A 17,841-nucleotide genomic window follows, 5' to 3' on the forward strand; every position below is an offset into this window, starting at 1 on the left:
CGCACGGTGAGGGTCTCGGTGATGTGTTTGCCGCGGGGCATGGTCGCCAGGAAGGGCGGCTTGTCGGCGATGAGGAGGTCCTCGTCGCGGTGGAGGATCCCGATGTCGTAGGGGACCCGGGGCTCGGGGGCCGGCATGCGGTAGAAGAAGACGTCCTGCCCGGGCGCGACGGGGTCGGTGGGGCGGAAGGGGACGCCGCGGCGGTCGACGACGAGCCCGGCGTCGAAACGCTCCTGTAGGGCGCTGGCATCGTCGGCGGGGTGGCGGTGGCGCTGGGTGGCGATGAGGTGCCCGACCCACTCAGCGGCGCTCAGCGGCCCGGCATCCTCGGGGAGGCGGGCGCGGGTGGCGGTGAGGCCGTCGCGGACGGGGAGCGGGGATCGCTGCCCGCGGGGAATATGTATTCTGTCAGTCATGAACGTTGACGCAATCCTTAACCAGGCCATCGCATTTTCCTCCGAGGGTATCGGAGCGGTCATGCTCAACATCGCACAGGTCATTTACACTGCCCTGTTCCCGGCGAACTCCGAGGCGGCGCGTCCGATCCTCATTCCGGCGTAGCAGCAGGTGAGACAAGGCTGCCCTACTCTATGACCCGTTGCCGACTGGTTGTAACAACTCCGGTGAGTGGGGTCGGCAGCGGCTACACTTGATGGTGACACCCACAAACTCATTCACACCAGGAAAGGGCGGAACGAGATGACTCAGGAAGATATCGTCGTCGTCGCAGTCGACGGCTCCGCAGCCTCGCACAACGCTGTCCGATGGGCCGCGAACACGGCCAACAAGCGCGGTATCCCGCTGCGACTGGCATCGTCGTACACGATGCCGCAGTTCCTCTACGCGGAGGGCATGGTGCCGCCGCAGGAACTGTTCGATGACCTGCAGTCCGAGACCATGGAGAAGATCGACGAGGCCCGGGCCATCGCCCATGAGGTCGCGCCGGAGCTCAAGATCGGTCACACCATCGCCGAGGGTTCACCCATTGACATGCTGCTGGACATGTCCCGTGACGTCACCATGATCGTCATGGGCTCCCGCGGCCTCGGTGGCCTGTCCGGCATGGTCATGGGTTCCGTGTCGGCGGCGGTCGTCTCCCACGCCTCCTGCCCGGTCGTCGTCGTCCGCGAGGACAACACGGTCGATGAGTCGACCAAGTACGGCCCCGTCGTCATCGGCGTCGACGGCTCGGATGTCTCCCAGCGGGCCACCGAGATCGCCTTCGCCGAGGCGGATGCCCGCGGTTCGGAGCTCGTCGCGGTGCACACGTGGATGGACATGCAGGTCCAGGCCTCCCTGGCCGGCCTCTCCGCTGCGCAGCAGCAGTGGGAGGAGGTCGAGCGGGAGCAGATCGACATGCTCACCGAGCGCCTCCAGCCGATGACGGACAAGTACCCGAACGTGCCGGTCCGTAAGGTGATCACCCGGGACCGTCCGGTCCGCGCGCTGGTGGAGAACTCCGAGGGCGCGCAGCTGCTCGTCGTCGGCTCTCACGGCCGTGGTGGCTTCAAGGGCATGCTGCTGGGTTCGACCTCGCGGGCGCTGCTGCAGTCCGCGCCGTGCCCGATGATGGTGGTCCGGCCCGACAACGTCTGATCGCCCCCTGAACATCCCCGCGGCGCCTCCCTGGAGGTGCCGCGGGGATTCTGTGTTTCAGTGTGTTTCCGGGGGTTTCGGGCAGATAAAGATCTGTGAACCGATCTGCAACGATCCGATTACGTTGCGTTCTCAGGTTGTCCAAAGGTCGCATGAGTATGGCACACTAGGCATGTTCAACTACGCATGCGTTAATGAGTATCTAAGGAGAACACAATGCTCGGAATGGGAATCATCGCCTGGATCATCATCGGCGGCCTGGCCGGTTGGATCGCCTCCAAGATCAAGGGCACCGACGCCCAGCAGGGTCTGCTGCTCAACATCGTGGTCGGTGTCGTCGGCGGCCTCATCGGCGGTTGGCTGCTCAGCCTCTTTAATGTCGACGTGGCCGGAGGCGGCCTGATCTTCAGCTTCCTCACCTGCCTCCTGGGTGCGGTCATCCTGCTGACCATCGTCAACATGGTCACCGGCCGCAGCCGCAAGTAGGGCCACAACCTCTCCCGCCCGCCCCTCGGGGCGGGCTTTTTCATGCCCGCCGCACCCGCGGACTGTTAAAAGACGTACCGGTTTGTCTATATTGTGTAGGAGAGCCAGTTCCGCACCACCCCAGAAAGGACCGGGTACGTCCGTGGCCGAAGGCACCGTGAAGAAGAAGACGACGAGCAGCCGTCGTCGCAACCGTCCGAGTCCCCGTCAGCGGCTCCTCGATTCCGCGACGAACCTCTTCACCACCGAGGGCATCCGCGTCATCGGCATCGACCGCATCCTGCGCGAGGCGGACGTGGCCAAGGCCTCCCTGTACTCGCTCTTCGGTTCCAAGGACGCGCTCGTCATCGCGTACCTGGAGACCCTCGACGCCGAGTTCCGCCAGGCCTGGGAGCAGCGGACGAAGGACCTTCCGGACGCGGAGGACAAGATCCTCGCCTTCTTCGACATGGCCATCGCGGAGGAGCCGGCGAAGGAGTTCCGCGGTTCGCACTTCCAGAACGCCGCCAACGAGTATCCCCGCCCGGAGGCGGAGTCGGAGCACGGAATTGTCGCCGCCGCCCGGGAGCACCGGCGCTGGATGCACCAGACGATGACCGAGCTGCTCACCGCCAAGAACGGCTACCCCTCGGCGACCCAGGCCAACCAGCTGCTCATCTTCCTCGACGGCGGGCTGGCGGGTGCCCGTTTCGCCCGGGAGGTCACTCCGCTGCAGACGGCCCGCGATCTGGCTCGTCAGATGCTGTCGGCTCCTCCGGCGGATTACTCGATTTAGCCTTCTTCCCCCGGAATCGGGCCTGCCACGCGGCAACTCTCTCCTCCGTGCGCTCCCGTTGGATCTCGGAGCGCACCTTCTGCCGCTCCTTCTCCAGGGCCCGCCGCTCGGCGGTCGCCTCGAGCCACTCCTCTTTCCGGGCGGCCCGCTCGGCGCGCAGTTCCCGGCGGATCCCGGGGATCCGCCAGGGCATCGCCGCGCCCACCGCTTTACGACGCCGCGCGTCCCACACGATCGTCCGCCGCTTACGCAGCGCCTCGCGCGCCCGTTCCCGCTGCTCGCGGGCGGCGTCGTGGAAGCCCTCGGGCAGGGGGATCCGGCGGTCGACGAGCGGGTACATGATGAGGGTCTGCACGAGGGTCCACAGGTTGTTGGCGAACCAGTAGAGGATGATCGCCACCGGCAGCGGACCAGTGAGGGCGATGGACAGCAGCATGAGCGGCACGATGATCGTCATGACGATGAGCAGCTTGTGCACCCCGCGGGCCATGCCGGACTCCCAGTCCATCGTCTGGGAGGTACGCCAGATCGAGGTGATGAGGTTGACCGTGGTGAACAGGATGGCGGCGGTGAGGTACGGCAGGATGAAGCTGCGCACCTCCCCGCTGGTGGTGCCCATCCCGGCGAGGGTCTCCGGGGGCATCGCGATGTAGGCGGGCAGGGGAATTCCGTTCACCCGCGCGGCGAGGAAGGCGTTGATCTCCGCGTCGTTGAGGAAGCCGATGCGGGTGCCCGCGGCGACCTCGAGGCCGTGCTCGGGGCGCGCCATGCGCAACAGCACCTGGTAGAGACCCAGGAAGACGGGGAGCTGGATGAGCGCCGGCACACAGCCTGCGGAGATGGAGTGCCCGTGCTCCTCCCGGAGTTCCTTCTCCCTCCGCTGGTACTCCAGCACGGACTCCCGGTCGGTCCGCGTCGCGTACTCCTCCCGGAGCGCCGCCTGCGCCGGGCGGATGGACACGCCGATGCGGGCGGACTTCACCTGCACCCAGAAGAAGGGGATGAGGAAGCCGCGGACCGTGAGCACCAGGCAGAACATGGAGACGAGCCACGCCACGGAATCGTCCATCCCGAACACCCCGTGCAGCAGCAGGTGCCACAACTTGAGGATGCCGGAGACGGGGTAGATAAAGGGTTCTAGCACGGTGGAAAGACACCTGACCTTATGAACGGGACGTGCATTCTAACGCTAGACTGCAGTGAGCCTCAGTCGATCGTAGCGTTTCCAGGAGAGTATCCCGCATGAGTCACCGTTCCGGAGCCGTCCGGACTCCGTCGCGCGCGGGTTTCAGCGTGACGCAGTTCCTGGGGGAGCTGCTCCTCACCGCGGGAGTAGTCATCCTGCTCTTCGCGTTCTACGAGTCCTACTGGACCAACATCGCCTCCGGGCGTCTCCAGGATGAGAAGGCCTCCGCGCTGCAGGACAGGTGGGGCGAGTCGGAGGGTCAGCGCGTCAACCCGCGGCAGAAGCTCACCCCGGAACTCGGCGAGGCCTTCGCCCGCATGTACATCCCCGCCTTCGGCTCGGACTTCCAGTTCGCCATCGTGGAGGGCACGGACGACGCGGACCTCATGGCCGGGCCGGGACGCTACGTCGAGACGCAGATGCCCGGCGAGGCCGGCAACTTCGCCGTCGCCGGGCACCGGGTGGGCAAGGGCGCGCCCTTCAACGACCTGGGCAACCTGCGGGTGTGCGACGCCATCGTCGTGGAGACCCAGACCGCGTGGGTCACCTACCGGGTGCTGCCCATCGACGCCGCCGGCGACGCCCGCCGGGCGGAGGCCACCGGGTGCCTCACCCCGGAGCAGGCCGAACGGGTCACCACCGGCGAGTACGCCGGGGTGCAGGGCCGGCACATCACCCTGCCCGGCGCCATCGAGGTGATCAACCCGGTCCCGGGCCTGGCCGCCACGCAGGCCTCGCCGGACCTGGAGGGCCTGATCACCCTGACCACCTGCCACCCGCAGTTCTCCAACGCGGAGCGGATGATCGTCCACGCCATGGAGGTCGAATCGACCCCGAAGATCGCCGGGGAGCGCCCGGCAGTACTGGAGGAGAGCTGAGATGTACGGACCACTGTGGCGGGCCCTGCCGGGTCCCTGGCCGGTGAAGCTGCTCCTCGTGCTCGTCCTCGTCGCGGCGGTGTTCCTGCTGCTCATGGAGGTCGTGTTCCCGTGGGTCTCCACCCTCATGCCCTACAACGACGTCGCTGTGTGAGTTACAGCCCCAGGTTGGCGATGACCTCCTTGGCCACCAGCTCCGCCTTGAGCGACTGATCCTGGTTGCTGAACACCACCACCGCGCGGTTGCCCTTCTGCACCGCGTAGACGGAGCCCTCCCGATCCGGCACGAGGCCGGCGCCGGCGCGGCCGCCCGACCAGCCCTCCGGTTCCTCGGCGGGCTCGGTCGTATCGATGGGGGCCGCCCAGTCGACGACGCGGATCGCGGCATCGGTGTCCGGCATGTCGCGCACGATGACGCTCAGCTGCGGTTCCTCCGGGTAGGACCAGAACACGCAGGCCGGGGTGTCGAATCGCGTATCGACGCCCACCCCCAGCGTGCGTTGCCCGTTCGTGTCGGAGACCCACGTGCTGTCGAGGTACGGGCACTCCTCCCAGCTCTCCCGGCCCCCCGGGATCTCCGGCGTGGCCTCCGGCGGGAGGCCCGCATCGGCGACCGGCGGGGCGGTGGTCTCCGGCGGGGCGTCGATAAGCGGCTCCTCCGTGGGGGAGCAACCGACGAGTGCGACGGTGAGGAGGGCGGCGGGCAGGACGCTCGGTAGGCTCAGACGCATGGAGACCAGCCTAGTGGGCCGCACCCGCGCTCCGGACGAGGATGCGCTGACCGACGGCGTGCACATCCTCACCACGATCCTGCTCATCGCGACGCTGGTGTCGTCCGTCAACCTGCCCTTCGGCGAGGCGGCGCTCAACCTGCTGCTCGGCTCGGGTTTCGCTGTCCTCTACTTCTACGGCACGGCGCTGCAGCCGGGCTGGCGGGAGGGGACCTCGCTGGCGTGGCTGCTCAGCCTGACGATGCTGTGGGTGCTGGCCATGCTGCTCTCCCCCGTCGGCATCTACCTGGTGTTCTCCCTCTTCTTCCTCTACCTGCGCGTCATGGATGACGTCCGCGGAGTGGTGGCGGTGGTGGCGGCGACGGCGGCGTCGATACTCACGCAGGTGCCCACCGGGCTGACCGTGGGCGGGGTGATGGGCCCGGCGGTGTCGGCGGCGGTGGTGCTGGCCATCCACTACGCCTTCCGCACCCTGGTGCGCATCAACCGGGAGCGCGAGGAACTGATCACCGAGCTCATGGACACCCGCCTGCAGCTCGCGGAGACGGAACGCGCCGCCGGCGTCACGGCCGAGCGCCAGCGCCTGGCCCACGAGATCCACGACACCGTCGCGCAGGGGCTGTCCAGCATCCAGATGCTGCTGCACTCGGCGGAGCGCGACCTGCAGAACCTCGGGCTCAGCGAGAAGGAACTGGCGGGCCCGGGCCGCTTCATCACCCTCGCGCGGACCACGGCGAAGGACAACCTCGGGGAGGCTCGCGCCATGATCGCGGCCCTGCAGCCGGCCTCCCTCTCGGAGACCTCGCTGGAATCGGCGCTGGAACGCATGGCCGCCGGCTTCGCGGCCGCCGGGGACCTGCACATCGAGGTCGCCGTCGAGGGCCGGGAACGCCAGCTGCCCATGAAGACGGAGGCCGCGCTGCTGCGGATCGCGCAGGGGGCGGTGGGCAATGTGGCGAAGCACGCCGCGGCGAGCCGCTGCCGGGTGACCGTCACCTATGAACCAGCCGAGGTCCGGCTCGACGTGGTGGACAACGGCCGGGGTTTCGACCCCGCGGAGATCGCGGAACGACCCGCCGGGCTGGGGCATGTGGGGCTCGACGCCATGCGTCGGCGCGCCGCGGAGCAGGGCGGGGTGGTGGCGGTGGAGTCGACGCCCGGGTACGGCACCGCCGTGTCCGTGGCAATCCCTGTTCCGGCTCCGGAGGAGTCGGCGACTACACTCGAAACAGAAATGCCGACCGAGGAAGGGGTCTGATGCTCTCATGATCCGAGTGCTGCTGGCCGATGATCATGAAATCGTCCGGATGGGGCTGCGCGCCGTGCTGGAGGAGGCCGAGGACATCGAGGTCGTCGGTGAGGTGGCCACCGCCGACGCCGCCGTCGCCGCGGCGCAGGCCGGGGGCATCGACGTCATGCTCATGGACCTGCGCTTCGGCCCGGGCGTCGAAGGCACCCGCGTGACCACCGGGGCCGAGGCCACCGCGCGGATCAAGGCATCGATGAAGAACCCGCCGCAGGTGCTCGTGGTGACCAACTACGACACAGACGCGGACATCCTCGGGGCGATCGAGGCCGGGGCGGTGGGCTACATGCTCAAGGACGCCCCGCCGGCGGAACTGCTCGCCGCGGTGCGCTCCGCCGCGGAGGGCGATGCGGCGATGTCGCCGGTCGTGGCGGACCGCCTGATGACGCGCGTGCGCACGCCCCGCACCTCGCTCACCCCCCGGGAGCTGGAGGTGCTCACCCTCGTGGCGGCCGGATCCTCCAACCGCGAGATCGGCCACGAACTCATGCTCTCCGAGGCGACGGTGAAGTCCCACCTCGTCCACATCTACGACAAGCTGGGTGTGCGCTCGCGGACCTCCGCCGTGGCGGCCGCCCGCGAGCAGGGCGTGCTCTGACTCTCTAGGAGTTGGCCTTGTCGAAGGCCTCGATGATGGAGGCCGGGATCTTGCCGCGGTCGGAGATGTCGAGCTTGTTCGCCCGCGCCCATTCGCGGATGGCGCGGGAACGCTCGCGCTTGGCGGCGGAGGGGGCGCCCCGGGTGGCGGACTTCTGGGCGGAGGGGGCGGAACGGGCGGCGTCGATCCACGGCTCGAGTGCGGCGCGGAAAGCGGCGGCATTGTCTGCGGAGAGGTCAATGACGTAATTGTTGCCATCGACGCTGAAATGGATAATGTTCACCTCATTGTCAGTGAGGGGTGAATTGTCCAGGTCATCGAAATACTGGGTGATTTCGCGGCGTGCCATGTGTTCTTCTCCTCTGTGGGGTGACGGACAGCTTTATCGTACGTCCACTTTCCTCCCAATGGTAGGTGGAGAGCAGAAAGCCGCAGAATTGCCTGACATTATCTAAAGGCAATTCTGCGGCTCATTCCGTTCTGCCACGTTAAGGGCGGCGGAGCCTGTCCTGAATCTCCTGCGTCACGCCGTCGATATCGCGGTTGATGGTGGCGTGTGCGCGGCGGCGCTGCTCCGGAGTCATGAACTCCGCATTGTCGGTGGCGGTGTGCAGTTCCGCCAGGCGGTCGCGCACATCCTGCACGAAGCCCACCGGCAGCCGGTCCTTCGAGAGGGTGCGGTTGATGCCGTCGATGCGGGCCTTGAGCTCGGCGCCGTGCCCCGAGAACTGGGCCAGCTGCTCGGCGCTGACGCCGAGACGGCGGGCGCGGGTGTCCACCAGCTGCTCGCGGCCGGCGGTGACGGCGCGGTAGATGAGGGGCAGCATCACCGGCAGCGCGACGCGCGCCAGGCCGGCATAACGCTTGAAGGTGCCGGCATTGAGGCGACCCTGCTTGAGCTGCTCGAGGGTGTTCTCGGCCATCTTGCGCTCATGACGGCGCTTGGCTTTGAGCCCCTTCTTCTCTTCCTTGAGCAGGTCCTTCTCGAATTTCTGCAGCAGCTTCTCCTGCTTGAGCTGCAGGCGCGCCTCTTCCTTGGCCTCGTGCCTGGCACGGACCTTGGCGGCCTGAATCTCGGCCTTCGTCTTGGCGCGGCTCTTGCGGATGGCCTCGAAAATGCCCATGTGGATCAGCCTCGGTATTCATCGTGAGATCGTGGTCGGGTTCAACATTACCTGTGCAGGTGGGTTATGCTCACGCCATTGTGAATGCCCAGTACGTGAGCGCCGCTGATCTGGTGGGCTGCCGCTACCGGCAGGTCCAGCGCCTCCGCCACCCGGAGGTGCCGCGCACCCGCACCGCCCTCATGCGGCTGGCGCGCGTCGAGGCCGCCCACGCCGCCGTGTGGGAGCTGCTGCCCACCCGCCCCGCCCGCGGGGACCGGCGTCGTTTCCTGCGTATCGACATCCCGCCCGTCCCCCACGACGCCGATTCCTTCTCCGCCGAGCTGGCGACACTGGAGGCCCTCGCGGCGGAGGCGGACCTCATCACCGGGGCCGTATTCACGGGGGGTACGGGGACGGAGTGGCGGGTGGACGTGGACATCCTCGTCCGGCGCCCGCACGGCGACTACCTCCCGGTGATCATCAGCAACCACCGTGTGGCGCGCGCCGACGAATCCTCCACCACCCCGGTCATCGCCACCTCGCGCCTCGGCCTGGGGGAGCCGGTGGAGGGGCGCTTCCGCCTGCGCCACCACGTCGCCGACGGCCACCGCCTGGCGCTGGCCGCCCGCGCGCTGGAGGACATCGGGGTGGACTGCGGCCAGGGCGCGGTCATCGGGCAGGACCGCTCCCGGGCCTTCCTCGCCCCGACGGCACCCCTGCAGCCGGCGTTGAGCGCGGCGCTCGAGCAGGAGCTGCCCTCCTTCCCCCGGCGGGTGAAGGAGTGCGCCTCGTGCCGCTTCTGGCCGTTGTGCGAGCAGGAGCTGCAGGCCGCCGACGACATCTCCCTCTACCTGGCGGGCGACCGGGCGCGGACGTGGCGGGAGCAGGGCATCACCACCGTGGCGGGGCTTATCGACGCCGACCTCGGCGAGCCCAGCCGCCTCGCCCGGGCCTGGCGCGACGGGGTGGTGCTGCTCGCCAAGGTCGATGAGGTCCAGGCTCCGACGGCGGACGTGGAGATCGACGTCGACATGGAGGCCTACCTCGACCAGGGGGCCTACCTGTGGGGTGCCTTCGACGGGCGGGAGTACCACTCCTTCGCCACGTGGGTCCCGCTGGGCGGGGAGGCGGAGGCCGCGAACTTCGCGCGCTTCTGGCACTGGCTCATGGGGCAGCGGGACCGCGCGCACGCCGCGGGGCAGAGCTTCGCCGCCTACTGCTGGTCCAACCACGGCGAGAACCACTGGCTGACCATGAGCGCGCGTCGTTTCGCCGGGATGGAGGGCATTCCCCCGGAGGCCGAGGTCGCCGCCTTCATCTCCTCGCCCGAGTGGATCGACGTCTTCCGCCTCGTGCGCGCCCAGCTGGTGGGACCCGGCGGGCTGGGCCTCAAGGTGGTCGCCCCGGAGGCGGGGTACACCTGGGAGGACGGGGATTTCGACGGAGAGGAGTCCGTCAACGCCCGCCGGGTGGCGCGGGGCACGGATGCCGCGGCGCTGGAGGCCCGCCGCCGCCTGCTGCGCTACAACGAGGACGACTGCCGCGCGACCGCGGCGGTGCGGGCGTGGCTGCGGGCGGGGGCCCCGGGCGTCGAGAAGCTCTAGACGACCCGCACGGTGAGCACCATGCCCTGGGCGTGGTGCCCCGCGATGGTGCAGCGGCCGCCCAGGTCGGCGGTGAGCACGCCGAGGTCCATCTCCACGTCCTCGCCGGGCAGGAGGCGGCCGGAGTCGACGCCGGAGTCCATCCGCAGGTCGTGGGCGAGCGCGGGGTCGTCGTTGCGCAGGCGGAGAATGACGCGGTGCCCGGCGGGGACCTCGATGACCTCCGGTTCGAAACGGTAACCGACGGCCCGGACCTCGACCTCCGTCACCTCCTCGGCCCCGGTGCCCGCCACGCTGCTCACCGGCGCCCCCGGACCCGCCAGGCCGCCGAAGGCGCCGAGCAGCAGCGCCAGCACCGCGAGGGCGGCCGTGACCTGATTCCAGGCCGGGCGGGGCGCGGCGGGGCGCGGGGGCGCCTCCGTCTGCTTCCGTATGACGGCGAGCTGCGCGCGGGAGGCGCGGCGCATGAGCGGCAGGAACACCGCCAACGTGCCGAGGCACAGCGCGGAGGCCGCGACCTTGAGCCAGGAGTAGTCGGCGGCCAGCCACACCAGCAGACCGCCGTTGATGAGCGTGACGCGAAAGAGCCCGACCCGTTCCATCTCCCGCGTGCCGGCCCGTACCGCGCCGGGACCACCGCGCATGGCGGCGGGCAGCTGGTGGCTCATGACGCCGAGGAGGAGCTGCGCGGCGAAACCGACGAGCAGGGGCAGCACTGGCCGGTGCCCGACCCCGAGCGCGAGGAGCGAGCCGACGAGCCACAGCACCGCCGCCAGCACGGAGACGGAGGCGTAGCCGATGCGGTCGCGGGGATCGCCCAGCACGCGGAACACCTGCCGCCCCCAGCCGACGAGTCCCACGGCCCAGCCGGCGGCGTAGAGCAGCACGCCCGACGGGTGGAACAGGGCCGCGATGGTGCCGGTCAACAGCAGGGCCAGCAGCGGGGTGAAGGGCACGGTGCCGGAGACGCGCCAGATGGCGGGGAAGAGGATGGTCAGCGAGGCCGCGGCGGCGATGCCGACAAAACCGAGCAGCGTGGCCACGAGGTGGGCGGAGCGGAGGGTGTCATTGTGGCCCAGAAGCACGCCCAGCACGCCGCCGACGGGGAGGAAGAGGGCGGAGACGACGTAGCCGGCGACGAGGGAGCGGTGCGGGCGGCCCGCGCCGCGCCACCACATCCGCCCGAGCGTGAGGGCGTGCCACACGAGCGCGAGGGAGATGATTCCGACGCCCGCGTGCAGGAGCGGGTCCAGTTCGGCGATCTGCCCCGCGCCGGTGAGCACGACCCCGAGGTTGAACACCCCCAGGCGCAGGACCAGGGCTTTCCACGGGGTCTCCTGGCCGAGGAAGCGCGCGCTGAGGGTCTGCGACCACAGAAGGATGGAGTTGCCCACCACCCCGAGGGTGAACAGGTGGATGAGCACCCAGCGGTACCCGGGGATGAGGGTGTGGGTGGCTCCGGCGATGAGGAAGAGCAGCATCCACACGGACACCGGGCGGCTGGCGAGGCGGTGCCAGGGCAGGGAGGTCATGCCCTTGACTCTAGCGCCCCATTAAGCGCGAACTACACCGTGACAAATGCGGGGCGTTCCGCCCGCGCCAGGGCCACCGAGGTGGCGAGCACCACCAGCAGGATCGCCGCGAGGAGCAGGATGAACCAGCTCCAGGAGGCCAGCGCGAAGGCGGCTCCGGTGACGGCGCCCACCAGCGAGGAGCCCGCGTAGTAGGAGAAGAGGTACATGCTCGACGCCTCCGCGCGGTGGCTGGTGGCCGCCAGGCCGATCCAGCTCGACGCCGTGGAGTGCATGGCGAAGAAGGAGGCGGTGAACAGGAACAGGCCGAGGAGCGCGCCGGGCAGCCAGCCGGACATCGTGGCCAGCAGGCCGAGGAACATGAGTCCCGCCCCCGCGACGAGCACCCGCCCGCGGCCGTACTTCTCGGTGAGGGCGCCGGCCCGCGCCGAGCTCCACGTGCCGGAGAGGTACATGAGGAACACCACGCCGACGAGTGCCGGGGAGAGCCCGAAGTGGTCGATCATGCGGAAGCCGAAGAAGTTGTAGAGCGAGACGAACACGCCCATGCCGGCGAAGGCGATGATGAACAGGCCCAGCAGGCGGGGGTTGGACAGGTGGCCGAGCATGGCCCGGAACTCCGAACGCACGCCGATCCGCTTCGGCGTGAAGCGCCGCTGCGGCGGCAGCAGCACGGTCATGAGGATCGCCATGAGCAGCGCGACGGAGGAGCTGGCGAGCAGGGCCACGCGCCAGTCGACGATCTCCAGCAGGCCGGCGGGGATGAGGCGGCCGGTGAGCCCGCCGACGGTGGTGCCGGCGATGTAGACGCCCATGGCCCGCCCCAGGTGGGCGGGGTCAACCTCCTCGGAGAGCCAGGTCATGGCCACGGCGGGGACACCGGCGATGGCCACCCCCTGGAGGGCGCGCAGGAGGATGAGGGTGGCGGCGTCCGGGGCCAGCGGCAGCAGGAGACCGAGGGCGGTGGCGCTCAGTGCCGAGATGACGAGCAGGCGGCCGCGGCCGAAGCGTTCGGAGAGGATGGACATCGGCACGATGCACAGCGCGAGCATGCCGGTCGCCGCGGAGACGGTGAGGGCGGCGGCGGTGGGGGAGATGTCGAGGCTGTCGACGAGCGTGGGCAGGAGGGCCTGCGTGGCGTAGAGGGCGTTGAAGGTGGCCAGTCCGGCGGCGAGCATGGCGATGACGGCGCGTCGATAGTCGCGGTCGGTGCGGGTCAGGCCTTCGTTCATGCTTCTTATAGTGGCTCACCGGGGGTCATGTGTAAAATGTGGGAAACGGTGGGTAATGATACGATTCACGCATGAACGATGTGTCTTCCGGGGATCTGCGCGGATTCGTCGAGGTCGCGGAGTCGGGGCACCTCACGGAATCCGCCGCCGCCCTCGGCGTCCCCCAGCCGACGCTCACCCGCCGCATCCGCCGGGTGGAGGCCGCCGTGGGTGCCAGCCTCTTCGATCGCCTCGGGCGCCGCCTGGTGCTCAACGCCCGCGGCCGCGCCTACCTCCCCCACGCCCGGGCCGCGCTCCGCGACCTCTCCGAGGGGCGTTCCAAGGTGGCCCGCCTCATGGACCCGGAGCGGGGCACCGTGCGCCTCGACTTCATGCACTCCCTGGGCACGTGGATGGTGCCGGACCTGCTGCGCGACTACCGCGCCCTCCACCCCGGGGTGGACTTCCAGCTCCACCAGGGTGCGTCCCGCCTGCTCGTCGAGCGCGTGCTGGCCGACGCCGCCGACGTCGCCCTCGTCGGCCCCCGCCCGGCGGAAGCGGGCGAGACGCTGGGCTGGCACCAGCTCGAACTGCAGCGCCTCGCCCTCGCCGTCCCCGAGGGGCACCGCCTGGCCGTCGACGCCCCGGTGGACATGCGCGAGGCGGCCGGGGAGCCCTTCATCGGCATGCTCCCCGGCTACGGCACCCGCCTGCTGCTCGACCGCATCGCCGGGGACCTGGGCTTCTCGCCCCACCTCGTCTTCGAGTCCATGGAGCTGACCACCGTCGCCGGCCTCGTCTCCGCGGGCCTGGGCGTGGCGCTGCTGCCGCTCGACGACCCCTACCTCGCGCCCCGCGGCATCGTCCTGCGCCCCCTCGATCCCCCGCAGCACCGCGAACTGGGCCTGGTGTGGCGCGCCGGGGTGCAGGAGGCGCCCCCGGTGGACCAGTTCCGACGGTTCGTCACGGCGCGCTGACAACGGCGAACGCCGCCGCCCCTCGCGGGGTCGGCGGCGTGGCGTCCAGCTGGAGACTACTTCGCGGCGGCGTAGCGCTCGGCGACGTCCTCCCAGTTGAAGACGTTCCAGACGGCCTTGACGTAATCGGCCTTGACGTTCTTGTACTGCAGGTAGAAGGCGTGCTCCCACATGTCGAGCATGAGCAGCGGGGTGAAGTTCACGGAGATGTTGCCCTGCTGGTCGGTGAGCTGCTCGATGATGAGGCGGCCCGCGATGTGGTCGTAGCCCAGGACGGCCCAGCCGGAACCCTGGATGCCCATGGCGACACCGGTGAAGTGGGCCTGGAACTTGTCGAAGGAGCCGAAGTCGCGGTTGATGGCCTCAGCCAGCTCGCCGGTCGGCTCGCCGCCACCGTTGGGGGAGAGGTTCTTCCAGAAGATGGAGTGGTTGGTGTGGCCACCGAGGTTGAAGGCCAGGTTCTTGGACAGGGCGCGCAGCTTGTCCGGGTTGGCCTCGCCGTTGCGCTCCTCCTCGAGGGCGTCCAGCGCGGCGTTGGCGCCGGCGACGTAGGTGGCGTGGTGCTTGGAGTGGTGCAGCTCCATGATCTCGGCGGAGATGTGCGGCTCGAGTGCGTCGTAGGCGTAGTCGAGCTCGGGAAGGGTGTAGACGGCCATGAGGGTCCTCTTTCTGTTTTCTGTTCCTAACGGGTGCGCCCCCGACTGTACCTTCGGAAAGCGCGGTGCCTCCATGATAGGCGAAAGTTGGAATTTCGCAACGATAGTGTTGCGGAATGAATATATGGATCTGTGGTCTGAACACAGCTGGCCTCCAGGTTTCCCCGGTTTACTGGGATCCATGATGCTCACACTTCTCGCCTCGGCGTACGGATCCACCTTCCTGCTCGTCGCGGGTGTCGTTTTTCTGGCGACGGCGGGGGCCCTCCTGCTGTGGCGGCGGAGGAAGAACAAGGCGGTCACCGCGCTGCTCCTCGTCGTGGCCCTGCTGCTCAGCCTGGGGGCCGGGGGCGTGAGCGTCCTCCGGCAGGCCAGCGGCCTGCAACGCGGCAGCGGCCCGGAATTCACCCTCAACGAGCGCGTCAACCGTTTCACCCTGCAGCAGGACGTGGACCACGAGCCCTTCGCCGGGCTCATCGAGGACGTGGGGACCGCGCGGCTGCAGGAGATGCAGGAGCGCTTCGGTGACAGTGACCTGGTCGAACGCCACCGGGTGCGCCTCGCCCACGGCTACTCCGCCAGCGACATGCTGGCCTACTACGTCTGGCGGATGGAGCGGGAGGAGAAGCCGAACTCCTACTATCGCGCCGTCATGGAACTGGATCCCCGCGCCATCGACCAGGCCCGCCGGGCCGGGGCGCCCGACCCGGACAACCCCCTGCACGGGGCGGTAGTCATGGTCAAGGGCAATATCGCCGTCCGTGGGCTGGCGAATGACTCCGGCAGCTGGGCGCTGGCGGACGCCGTGGCGGGCGAGGACGCGGAGGTCGTTTCCCGCCTGCGCGCGCAGGGGGCCGTCATCGCGGGACGCACCAATCTCTCCGAATTCGCCAACTTCCTCACCGTCGGGGCGCCCAACGGCTTCTCCGCCCGCGGCGGGCAGGCGCTCAGCCCGGCCGGGCCCCTCACCGTGGATCCGCTCGGTTCCTCCACCGGTTCGGCCACGTCCATCGCCCTCGACTTCGCCGACCTCACCGTGGGGACCGAGACCGCCGGCTCCGTCCTGGCCCCCGCCGAGGCGGCCGGTGTCGTCGGTCTCAAGGCCTCGCACGGCGGCTGCTCGATCGCGGGCATCGTGCCCATCGACGACCGCGTGGACGCCGTCGGATTCTTCGGCCGCAGTGTGCGCGACACCCGCCTGGCCCACGACGCCGCCTGCGGACCTCCGACACGCCAGGCTGAGACCCCGCGGCGCATCATGGTCCTCGGTGACATTCCGGCAGCGCTTCCCGCGGGCCTCGAGGCGGTCGCCGCCCCCGAGAAGATCCGGGAGCTCAACGAGCGTATCGATACCGCCCGGACCGAGGAGATCCTCCTCGCCGGGGCCGGGCCCTCCCTGCAACGCCACCTGGCGACCTCCACCGGCAGGGCCCGCACGATCGGGGACATCGTAGACTTCTACGCGGCCCAACCGGAGACCGCGCCTTTCGGCGCGATCACCCTCCGGCAGGCGGCCCGCACCCAGGAGGACGGCGCCGAACACCTGGAGGAGCTGCGGAAGCTCGTCGCCGAGATGGACGAGCAGCTCCGCGCGGCGGGCGTCGACGCCCTGGTGAGCGTCGGCGGCAACCTCGCCAACTACTCCCTCGCCGGCGTGCCGCGCCTGTCCGTGCCCTGGGAGAGGCAGGCCGCCCCCTCCGGCACGACCTCCCCCGAGGTGGCGCTGCAGATCACCGCCGCCCGGGAGGACGCCCTGCCGGAGGTCCTCGCCATCGCGGAGAGCCTGGGCCGCTGAGGGGTACCCTGGGCGCCATGTCCTGGATGTTTGTGAGAACCCCCGCCCTCGTGCCCGCCGCCGAGACCCTCCCCGGCCGCGACACCCCGATCCTGCCGAATCCCCGCCCGCACATGGTCCTGGGCACGCCGCTGACCGGGCCGTGGCGGGAGGGGCAGCGCTCGCTCATCGTCGGCATCGGCTGCTTCTGGGGCGTGGAGAAGATGTACTGGGAGACACCCGGCGTGGAAGGCACCTCCGTCGGCTACGCGGGAGGTGTCACCCCGCACCCGACCTACCGCGAGGTGTGCTCGGGCCGGACCAATCACGCGGAGGTGGTCGAGGTCGTCTACGACCCGGAGCAGGTCTCACTGGACACCCTCGTCGCCATGGCCCTGGAGAACCACGACCCGACCCAGGGCATGCGGCAGGGCAATGACGTGGGCACGCAGTACCGTTCCGTCATCTACACCACCTCCCCGGAGGAGGCGCAGCGGGTGCAGGAGATCGTCGACAAGTATGCCGCGGACCTGCAGGAGCAGGGCTTCGGCGAGGTGACCACCGAGGTTGCGCCGCTGCCCGGCGAGTACTACCTCGCAGAGGATGAGCACCAGCAGTACCTGCACAAGGTGCCCCACGGCTACTGCCCGCACCACTCCACGGGCGTGGCCTGCCGCCTGCCGGACTAGGGCCAGCGCAGCTCGTCGAGGCTGCTTACCGACGCCCCGTCCCGCCCCGTCCTGTCGAGGTACACGGCGTGCATGCCGGCCCGCCGGGCGCCCTCGACATCGTTGGCCCAGGAATCACCGATCATCACCGATCGGTCGGCGCGCACGCCGAGTGTGTCCAGCGCCGCGCGGTAGGACTCCGGCTGCGGCTTCGGGGCGCCGAGTTCCACGGTGGCGCACATGACCATGCCCTCAAGCCACAGGCCCGTGCGCTCGAGCTTGGCGCGCTGCATCACCTCGGCGCCGTTGGTGAGGATGCCCACCCGCAGCCCGCGCTCCAGCGCCGCGTGCAGGGAGGGCAGCGCGTCGGGGAAGGCCCGCCAGTTGGCGCGGTAGACGGCGAGGTAGTCCTCGTACATGTCCAGCGCCGCAGCGTCGGCAAGCTCGGGGCGCCCGATGAACTCCCGGCAGCGTTCGACGCGCTGCCCGAGGTGGCTGACCTCGCCGCGCTCGAAGGCGCTGAACCACTTCTTCTCCAGGACCGCCCAGCGATCCCACTGGTCCCCCTCGATTCCGAGGGCGGCGCTCCAGGCGTTGACGCCGAGGCGGGCGGCGTGGTCGTGATCGACGAGGGTGCCGTCCAGGTCGTAGAAGACCGCCTCCAGGCGCGCGGGAAGTTGCATGGATCACACCGTATATGACCGGGGAGTGAATTCTTGGCGCTCGGGGTGCGCAGCGGCAGGCCGGGCCACATACT

At 69.5% G+C, this 17,841-nt stretch carries 20 protein-coding genes and 1 pseudogene; 12 read left to right on the forward strand and 9 right to left on the reverse strand.

The window, feature by feature from the left end:
• Positions 1 to 416: pseudogene (locus ACFPUZ_RS07535) on the reverse strand (23S rRNA pseudouridylate synthase); the annotation flags it as partial.
• Between ACFPUZ_RS07535 and ACFPUZ_RS07540 the strand changes: the two are divergent.
• The 4 genes from ACFPUZ_RS07540 to ACFPUZ_RS07555 all read left to right on the forward strand — a co-directional run bounded on the left by ACFPUZ_RS07540 (position 415) and on the right by ACFPUZ_RS07555 (position 2,857).
• Positions 415 to 561, forward strand: coding sequence for a hypothetical protein (locus ACFPUZ_RS07540; RefSeq protein ID WP_377001223.1), 147 nt, complete (start codon positions 415 to 417; stop codon positions 559 to 561). The pseudogene ACFPUZ_RS07535 and the gene ACFPUZ_RS07540 sit on opposite strands and share 2 nt — an antisense overlap.
• A gap of 138 nt (positions 562 to 699) precedes the next feature.
• Positions 700 to 1,596 (forward strand): universal stress protein, encoded by an 897-nt coding sequence (locus tag ACFPUZ_RS07545; RefSeq protein WP_377001224.1) that lies wholly within the window; start codon positions 700 to 702, stop codon positions 1,594 to 1,596.
• A gap of 216 nt (positions 1,597 to 1,812) precedes the next feature.
• A complete protein-coding gene (locus ACFPUZ_RS07550; protein WP_377001226.1) occupies positions 1,813 to 2,082 on the forward strand; it encodes a GlsB/YeaQ/YmgE family stress response membrane protein in 270 nt (89 codons plus the stop codon).
• A gap of 142 nt (positions 2,083 to 2,224) precedes the next feature.
• A complete protein-coding gene (locus tag ACFPUZ_RS07555) occupies positions 2,225 to 2,857 on the forward strand; it encodes a TetR/AcrR family transcriptional regulator (RefSeq protein WP_377001227.1) in 633 nt (210 codons plus the stop codon).
• Here the strand turns inward: ACFPUZ_RS07555 and yidC are convergent.
• Positions 2,784 to 4,001: a membrane protein insertase YidC gene (gene yidC / locus ACFPUZ_RS07560; protein WP_377001229.1), complete on the reverse strand. Its 1,218-nt coding sequence runs from the start codon at positions 3,999 to 4,001 to the stop codon at positions 2,784 to 2,786. The two genes, ACFPUZ_RS07555 and yidC, sit on opposite strands and share 74 nt — an antisense overlap.
• A 98-nt stretch (positions 4,002 to 4,099) precedes the next feature.
• On the opposite strand from yidC, the gene ACFPUZ_RS07565 reads away from it, so the two are divergent.
• On the forward strand, positions 4,100 to 4,921 hold the full coding sequence (locus tag ACFPUZ_RS07565) for a class E sortase (RefSeq protein WP_377001230.1): 822 nt from the start codon (positions 4,100 to 4,102) through the stop codon (positions 4,919 to 4,921).
• A gap of 1 nt (position 4,922) precedes the next feature.
• On the forward strand, positions 4,923 to 5,075 hold the full coding sequence (locus ACFPUZ_RS07570) for a hypothetical protein (protein WP_377001232.1): 153 nt from the start codon (positions 4,923 to 4,925) through the stop codon (positions 5,073 to 5,075).
• A gap of 1 nt (position 5,076) precedes the next feature.
• On the opposite strand, the gene ACFPUZ_RS07575 is transcribed toward ACFPUZ_RS07570, so the two are convergent.
• Positions 5,077 to 5,652 carry a DUF2020 domain-containing protein gene (locus tag ACFPUZ_RS07575; protein ID WP_377001234.1) on the reverse strand — a complete coding sequence of 192 codons (576 nt, stop codon included), beginning with the start codon at positions 5,650 to 5,652 and terminating at the stop codon, positions 5,077 to 5,079.
• Between ACFPUZ_RS07575 and ACFPUZ_RS07580 the strand changes: the two genes are divergently transcribed.
• Entirely contained in the window at positions 5,651 to 6,910 is a 1,260-nt protein-coding gene (locus ACFPUZ_RS07580) for a sensor histidine kinase (RefSeq protein ID WP_377001235.1), read from the forward strand. The two genes, ACFPUZ_RS07575 and ACFPUZ_RS07580, sit on opposite strands and share 2 nt — an antisense overlap.
• Before the next feature lie 7 nt (positions 6,911 to 6,917).
• Positions 6,918 to 7,556 carry a LuxR C-terminal-related transcriptional regulator gene (locus ACFPUZ_RS07585; protein WP_377001237.1) on the forward strand — a complete coding sequence of 213 codons (639 nt, stop codon included), beginning with the start codon at positions 6,918 to 6,920 and terminating at the stop codon, positions 7,554 to 7,556.
• A 4-nt stretch (positions 7,557 to 7,560) separates the two neighbouring features.
• Here ACFPUZ_RS07585 and ACFPUZ_RS07590 read toward each other — a convergent pair whose 3' ends face one another.
• Positions 7,561 to 7,905: a histone-like nucleoid-structuring protein Lsr2 gene (locus ACFPUZ_RS07590; RefSeq protein ID WP_377001239.1), complete on the reverse strand. Its 345-nt coding sequence runs from the start codon at positions 7,903 to 7,905 to the stop codon at positions 7,561 to 7,563.
• Positions 7,906 to 8,044: 139 nt separating this feature from the next.
• On the reverse strand, positions 8,045 to 8,680 hold the full coding sequence (locus ACFPUZ_RS07595; protein ID WP_377001241.1) for a DUF6474 family protein: 636 nt from the start codon (positions 8,678 to 8,680) through the stop codon (positions 8,045 to 8,047).
• Between the two features lie 77 nt (positions 8,681 to 8,757).
• On the opposite strand from ACFPUZ_RS07595, the gene ACFPUZ_RS07600 reads away from it, so the two are divergent.
• Positions 8,758 to 10,266 (forward strand): TM0106 family RecB-like putative nuclease, encoded by a 1,509-nt coding sequence (locus tag ACFPUZ_RS07600; protein ID WP_377001435.1) that lies wholly within the window; start codon positions 8,758 to 8,760, stop codon positions 10,264 to 10,266.
• On the opposite strand, the gene ACFPUZ_RS07605 is transcribed toward ACFPUZ_RS07600, so the two are convergent.
• Entirely contained in the window at positions 10,263 to 11,798 is a 1,536-nt protein-coding gene (locus ACFPUZ_RS07605; RefSeq protein WP_377001242.1) for a copper oxidase, read from the reverse strand. The two genes, ACFPUZ_RS07600 and ACFPUZ_RS07605, sit on opposite strands and share 4 nt — an antisense overlap.
• Before the next feature lie 32 nt (positions 11,799 to 11,830).
• Positions 11,831 to 13,030 carry an MFS transporter gene (locus tag ACFPUZ_RS07610; RefSeq protein ID WP_377001244.1) on the reverse strand — a complete coding sequence of 400 codons (1,200 nt, stop codon included), beginning with the start codon at positions 13,028 to 13,030 and terminating at the stop codon, positions 11,831 to 11,833.
• Between the two features lie 71 nt (positions 13,031 to 13,101).
• On the opposite strand from ACFPUZ_RS07610, the gene ACFPUZ_RS07615 reads away from it, so the two are divergent.
• Positions 13,102 to 13,986 (forward strand): LysR family transcriptional regulator, encoded by an 885-nt coding sequence (locus ACFPUZ_RS07615; RefSeq protein WP_377001245.1) that lies wholly within the window; start codon positions 13,102 to 13,104, stop codon positions 13,984 to 13,986.
• 56 nt (positions 13,987 to 14,042) lie between these two features.
• Here ACFPUZ_RS07615 and ACFPUZ_RS07620 read toward each other — a convergent pair whose 3' ends face one another.
• Complete coding sequence (locus ACFPUZ_RS07620; RefSeq protein WP_377001247.1) at positions 14,043 to 14,642, reverse strand: superoxide dismutase; 600 nt, start codon at positions 14,640 to 14,642, stop codon at positions 14,043 to 14,045.
• Positions 14,643 to 14,823: 181 nt separating this feature from the next.
• Here ACFPUZ_RS07620 and ACFPUZ_RS07625 point away from each other — a divergent pair, with 181 nt between their 5' ends.
• Together ACFPUZ_RS07625 and msrA are read left to right on the forward strand one after the other, a co-directional pair.
• Entirely contained in the window at positions 14,824 to 16,437 is a 1,614-nt protein-coding gene (locus ACFPUZ_RS07625) for an amidase family protein (RefSeq protein WP_377001249.1), read from the forward strand.
• 17 nt (positions 16,438 to 16,454) lie between these two features.
• Complete coding sequence (msrA, locus tag ACFPUZ_RS07630) at positions 16,455 to 17,105, forward strand: peptide-methionine (S)-S-oxide reductase MsrA (protein ID WP_377001250.1); 651 nt, start codon at positions 16,455 to 16,457, stop codon at positions 17,103 to 17,105.
• Here the strand turns inward: msrA and ACFPUZ_RS07635 are convergent.
• The gene (locus tag ACFPUZ_RS07635; protein WP_377001252.1) at positions 17,102 to 17,767 is read right to left on the reverse strand and encodes an HAD family hydrolase; all 666 of its coding nucleotides are present in this window, start codon (positions 17,765 to 17,767) and stop codon (positions 17,102 to 17,104) included. The genes msrA and ACFPUZ_RS07635 overlap by 4 nt on opposite strands.
• Positions 17,768 to 17,841 lie beyond the last annotated feature (74 nt).

It is taken from the genome of Corynebacterium nasicanis (assembly GCF_042658165.1).
Classification (GTDB): domain Bacteria; phylum Actinomycetota; class Actinomycetes; order Mycobacteriales; family Mycobacteriaceae; genus Corynebacterium; species Corynebacterium nasicanis.

Coding starts and splice junctions, on each gene's coding strand:
- ACFPUZ_RS07545 (WP_377001224.1), top strand. CDS start 700: ATGACTCAGGAAGATATCGTCGTCGTCGCAGTCGACGGCTCCGCAGCC.
- ACFPUZ_RS07635 (WP_377001252.1), bottom strand. CDS start 17,767: ATGCAACTTCCCGCGCGCCTGGAGGCGGTCTTCTACGACCTGGACGGC.
- ACFPUZ_RS07575 (WP_377001234.1), bottom strand. CDS start 5,652: ATGCGTCTGAGCCTACCGAGCGTCCTGCCCGCCGCCCTCCTCACCGTC.
- ACFPUZ_RS07620 (WP_377001247.1), bottom strand. CDS start 14,642: ATGGCCGTCTACACCCTTCCCGAGCTCGACTACGCCTACGACGCACTC.
- ACFPUZ_RS07585 (WP_377001237.1), top strand. CDS start 6,918: ATGATCCGAGTGCTGCTGGCCGATGATCATGAAATCGTCCGGATGGGG.
- ACFPUZ_RS07595 (WP_377001241.1), bottom strand. CDS start 8,680: ATGGGCATTTTCGAGGCCATCCGCAAGAGCCGCGCCAAGACGAAGGCC.
- ACFPUZ_RS07565 (WP_377001230.1), top strand. CDS start 4,100: ATGAGTCACCGTTCCGGAGCCGTCCGGACTCCGTCGCGCGCGGGTTTC.
- ACFPUZ_RS07540 (WP_377001223.1), top strand. CDS start 415: ATGAACGTTGACGCAATCCTTAACCAGGCCATCGCATTTTCCTCCGAG.
- msrA (WP_377001250.1), top strand. CDS start 16,455: ATGTCCTGGATGTTTGTGAGAACCCCCGCCCTCGTGCCCGCCGCCGAG.
- ACFPUZ_RS07590 (WP_377001239.1), bottom strand. CDS start 7,905: ATGGCACGCCGCGAAATCACCCAGTATTTCGATGACCTGGACAATTCA.
- ACFPUZ_RS07610 (WP_377001244.1), bottom strand. CDS start 13,030: ATGAACGAAGGCCTGACCCGCACCGACCGCGACTATCGACGCGCCGTC.
- ACFPUZ_RS07625 (WP_377001249.1), top strand. CDS start 14,824: ATGATGCTCACACTTCTCGCCTCGGCGTACGGATCCACCTTCCTGCTC.
- ACFPUZ_RS07605 (WP_377001242.1), bottom strand. CDS start 11,798: ATGACCTCCCTGCCCTGGCACCGCCTCGCCAGCCGCCCGGTGTCCGTG.
- ACFPUZ_RS07580 (WP_377001235.1), top strand. CDS start 5,651: ATGGAGACCAGCCTAGTGGGCCGCACCCGCGCTCCGGACGAGGATGCG.
- ACFPUZ_RS07615 (WP_377001245.1), top strand. CDS start 13,102: ATGAACGATGTGTCTTCCGGGGATCTGCGCGGATTCGTCGAGGTCGCG.
- ACFPUZ_RS07550 (WP_377001226.1), top strand. CDS start 1,813: ATGCTCGGAATGGGAATCATCGCCTGGATCATCATCGGCGGCCTGGCC.
- ACFPUZ_RS07570 (WP_377001232.1), top strand. CDS start 4,923: ATGTACGGACCACTGTGGCGGGCCCTGCCGGGTCCCTGGCCGGTGAAG.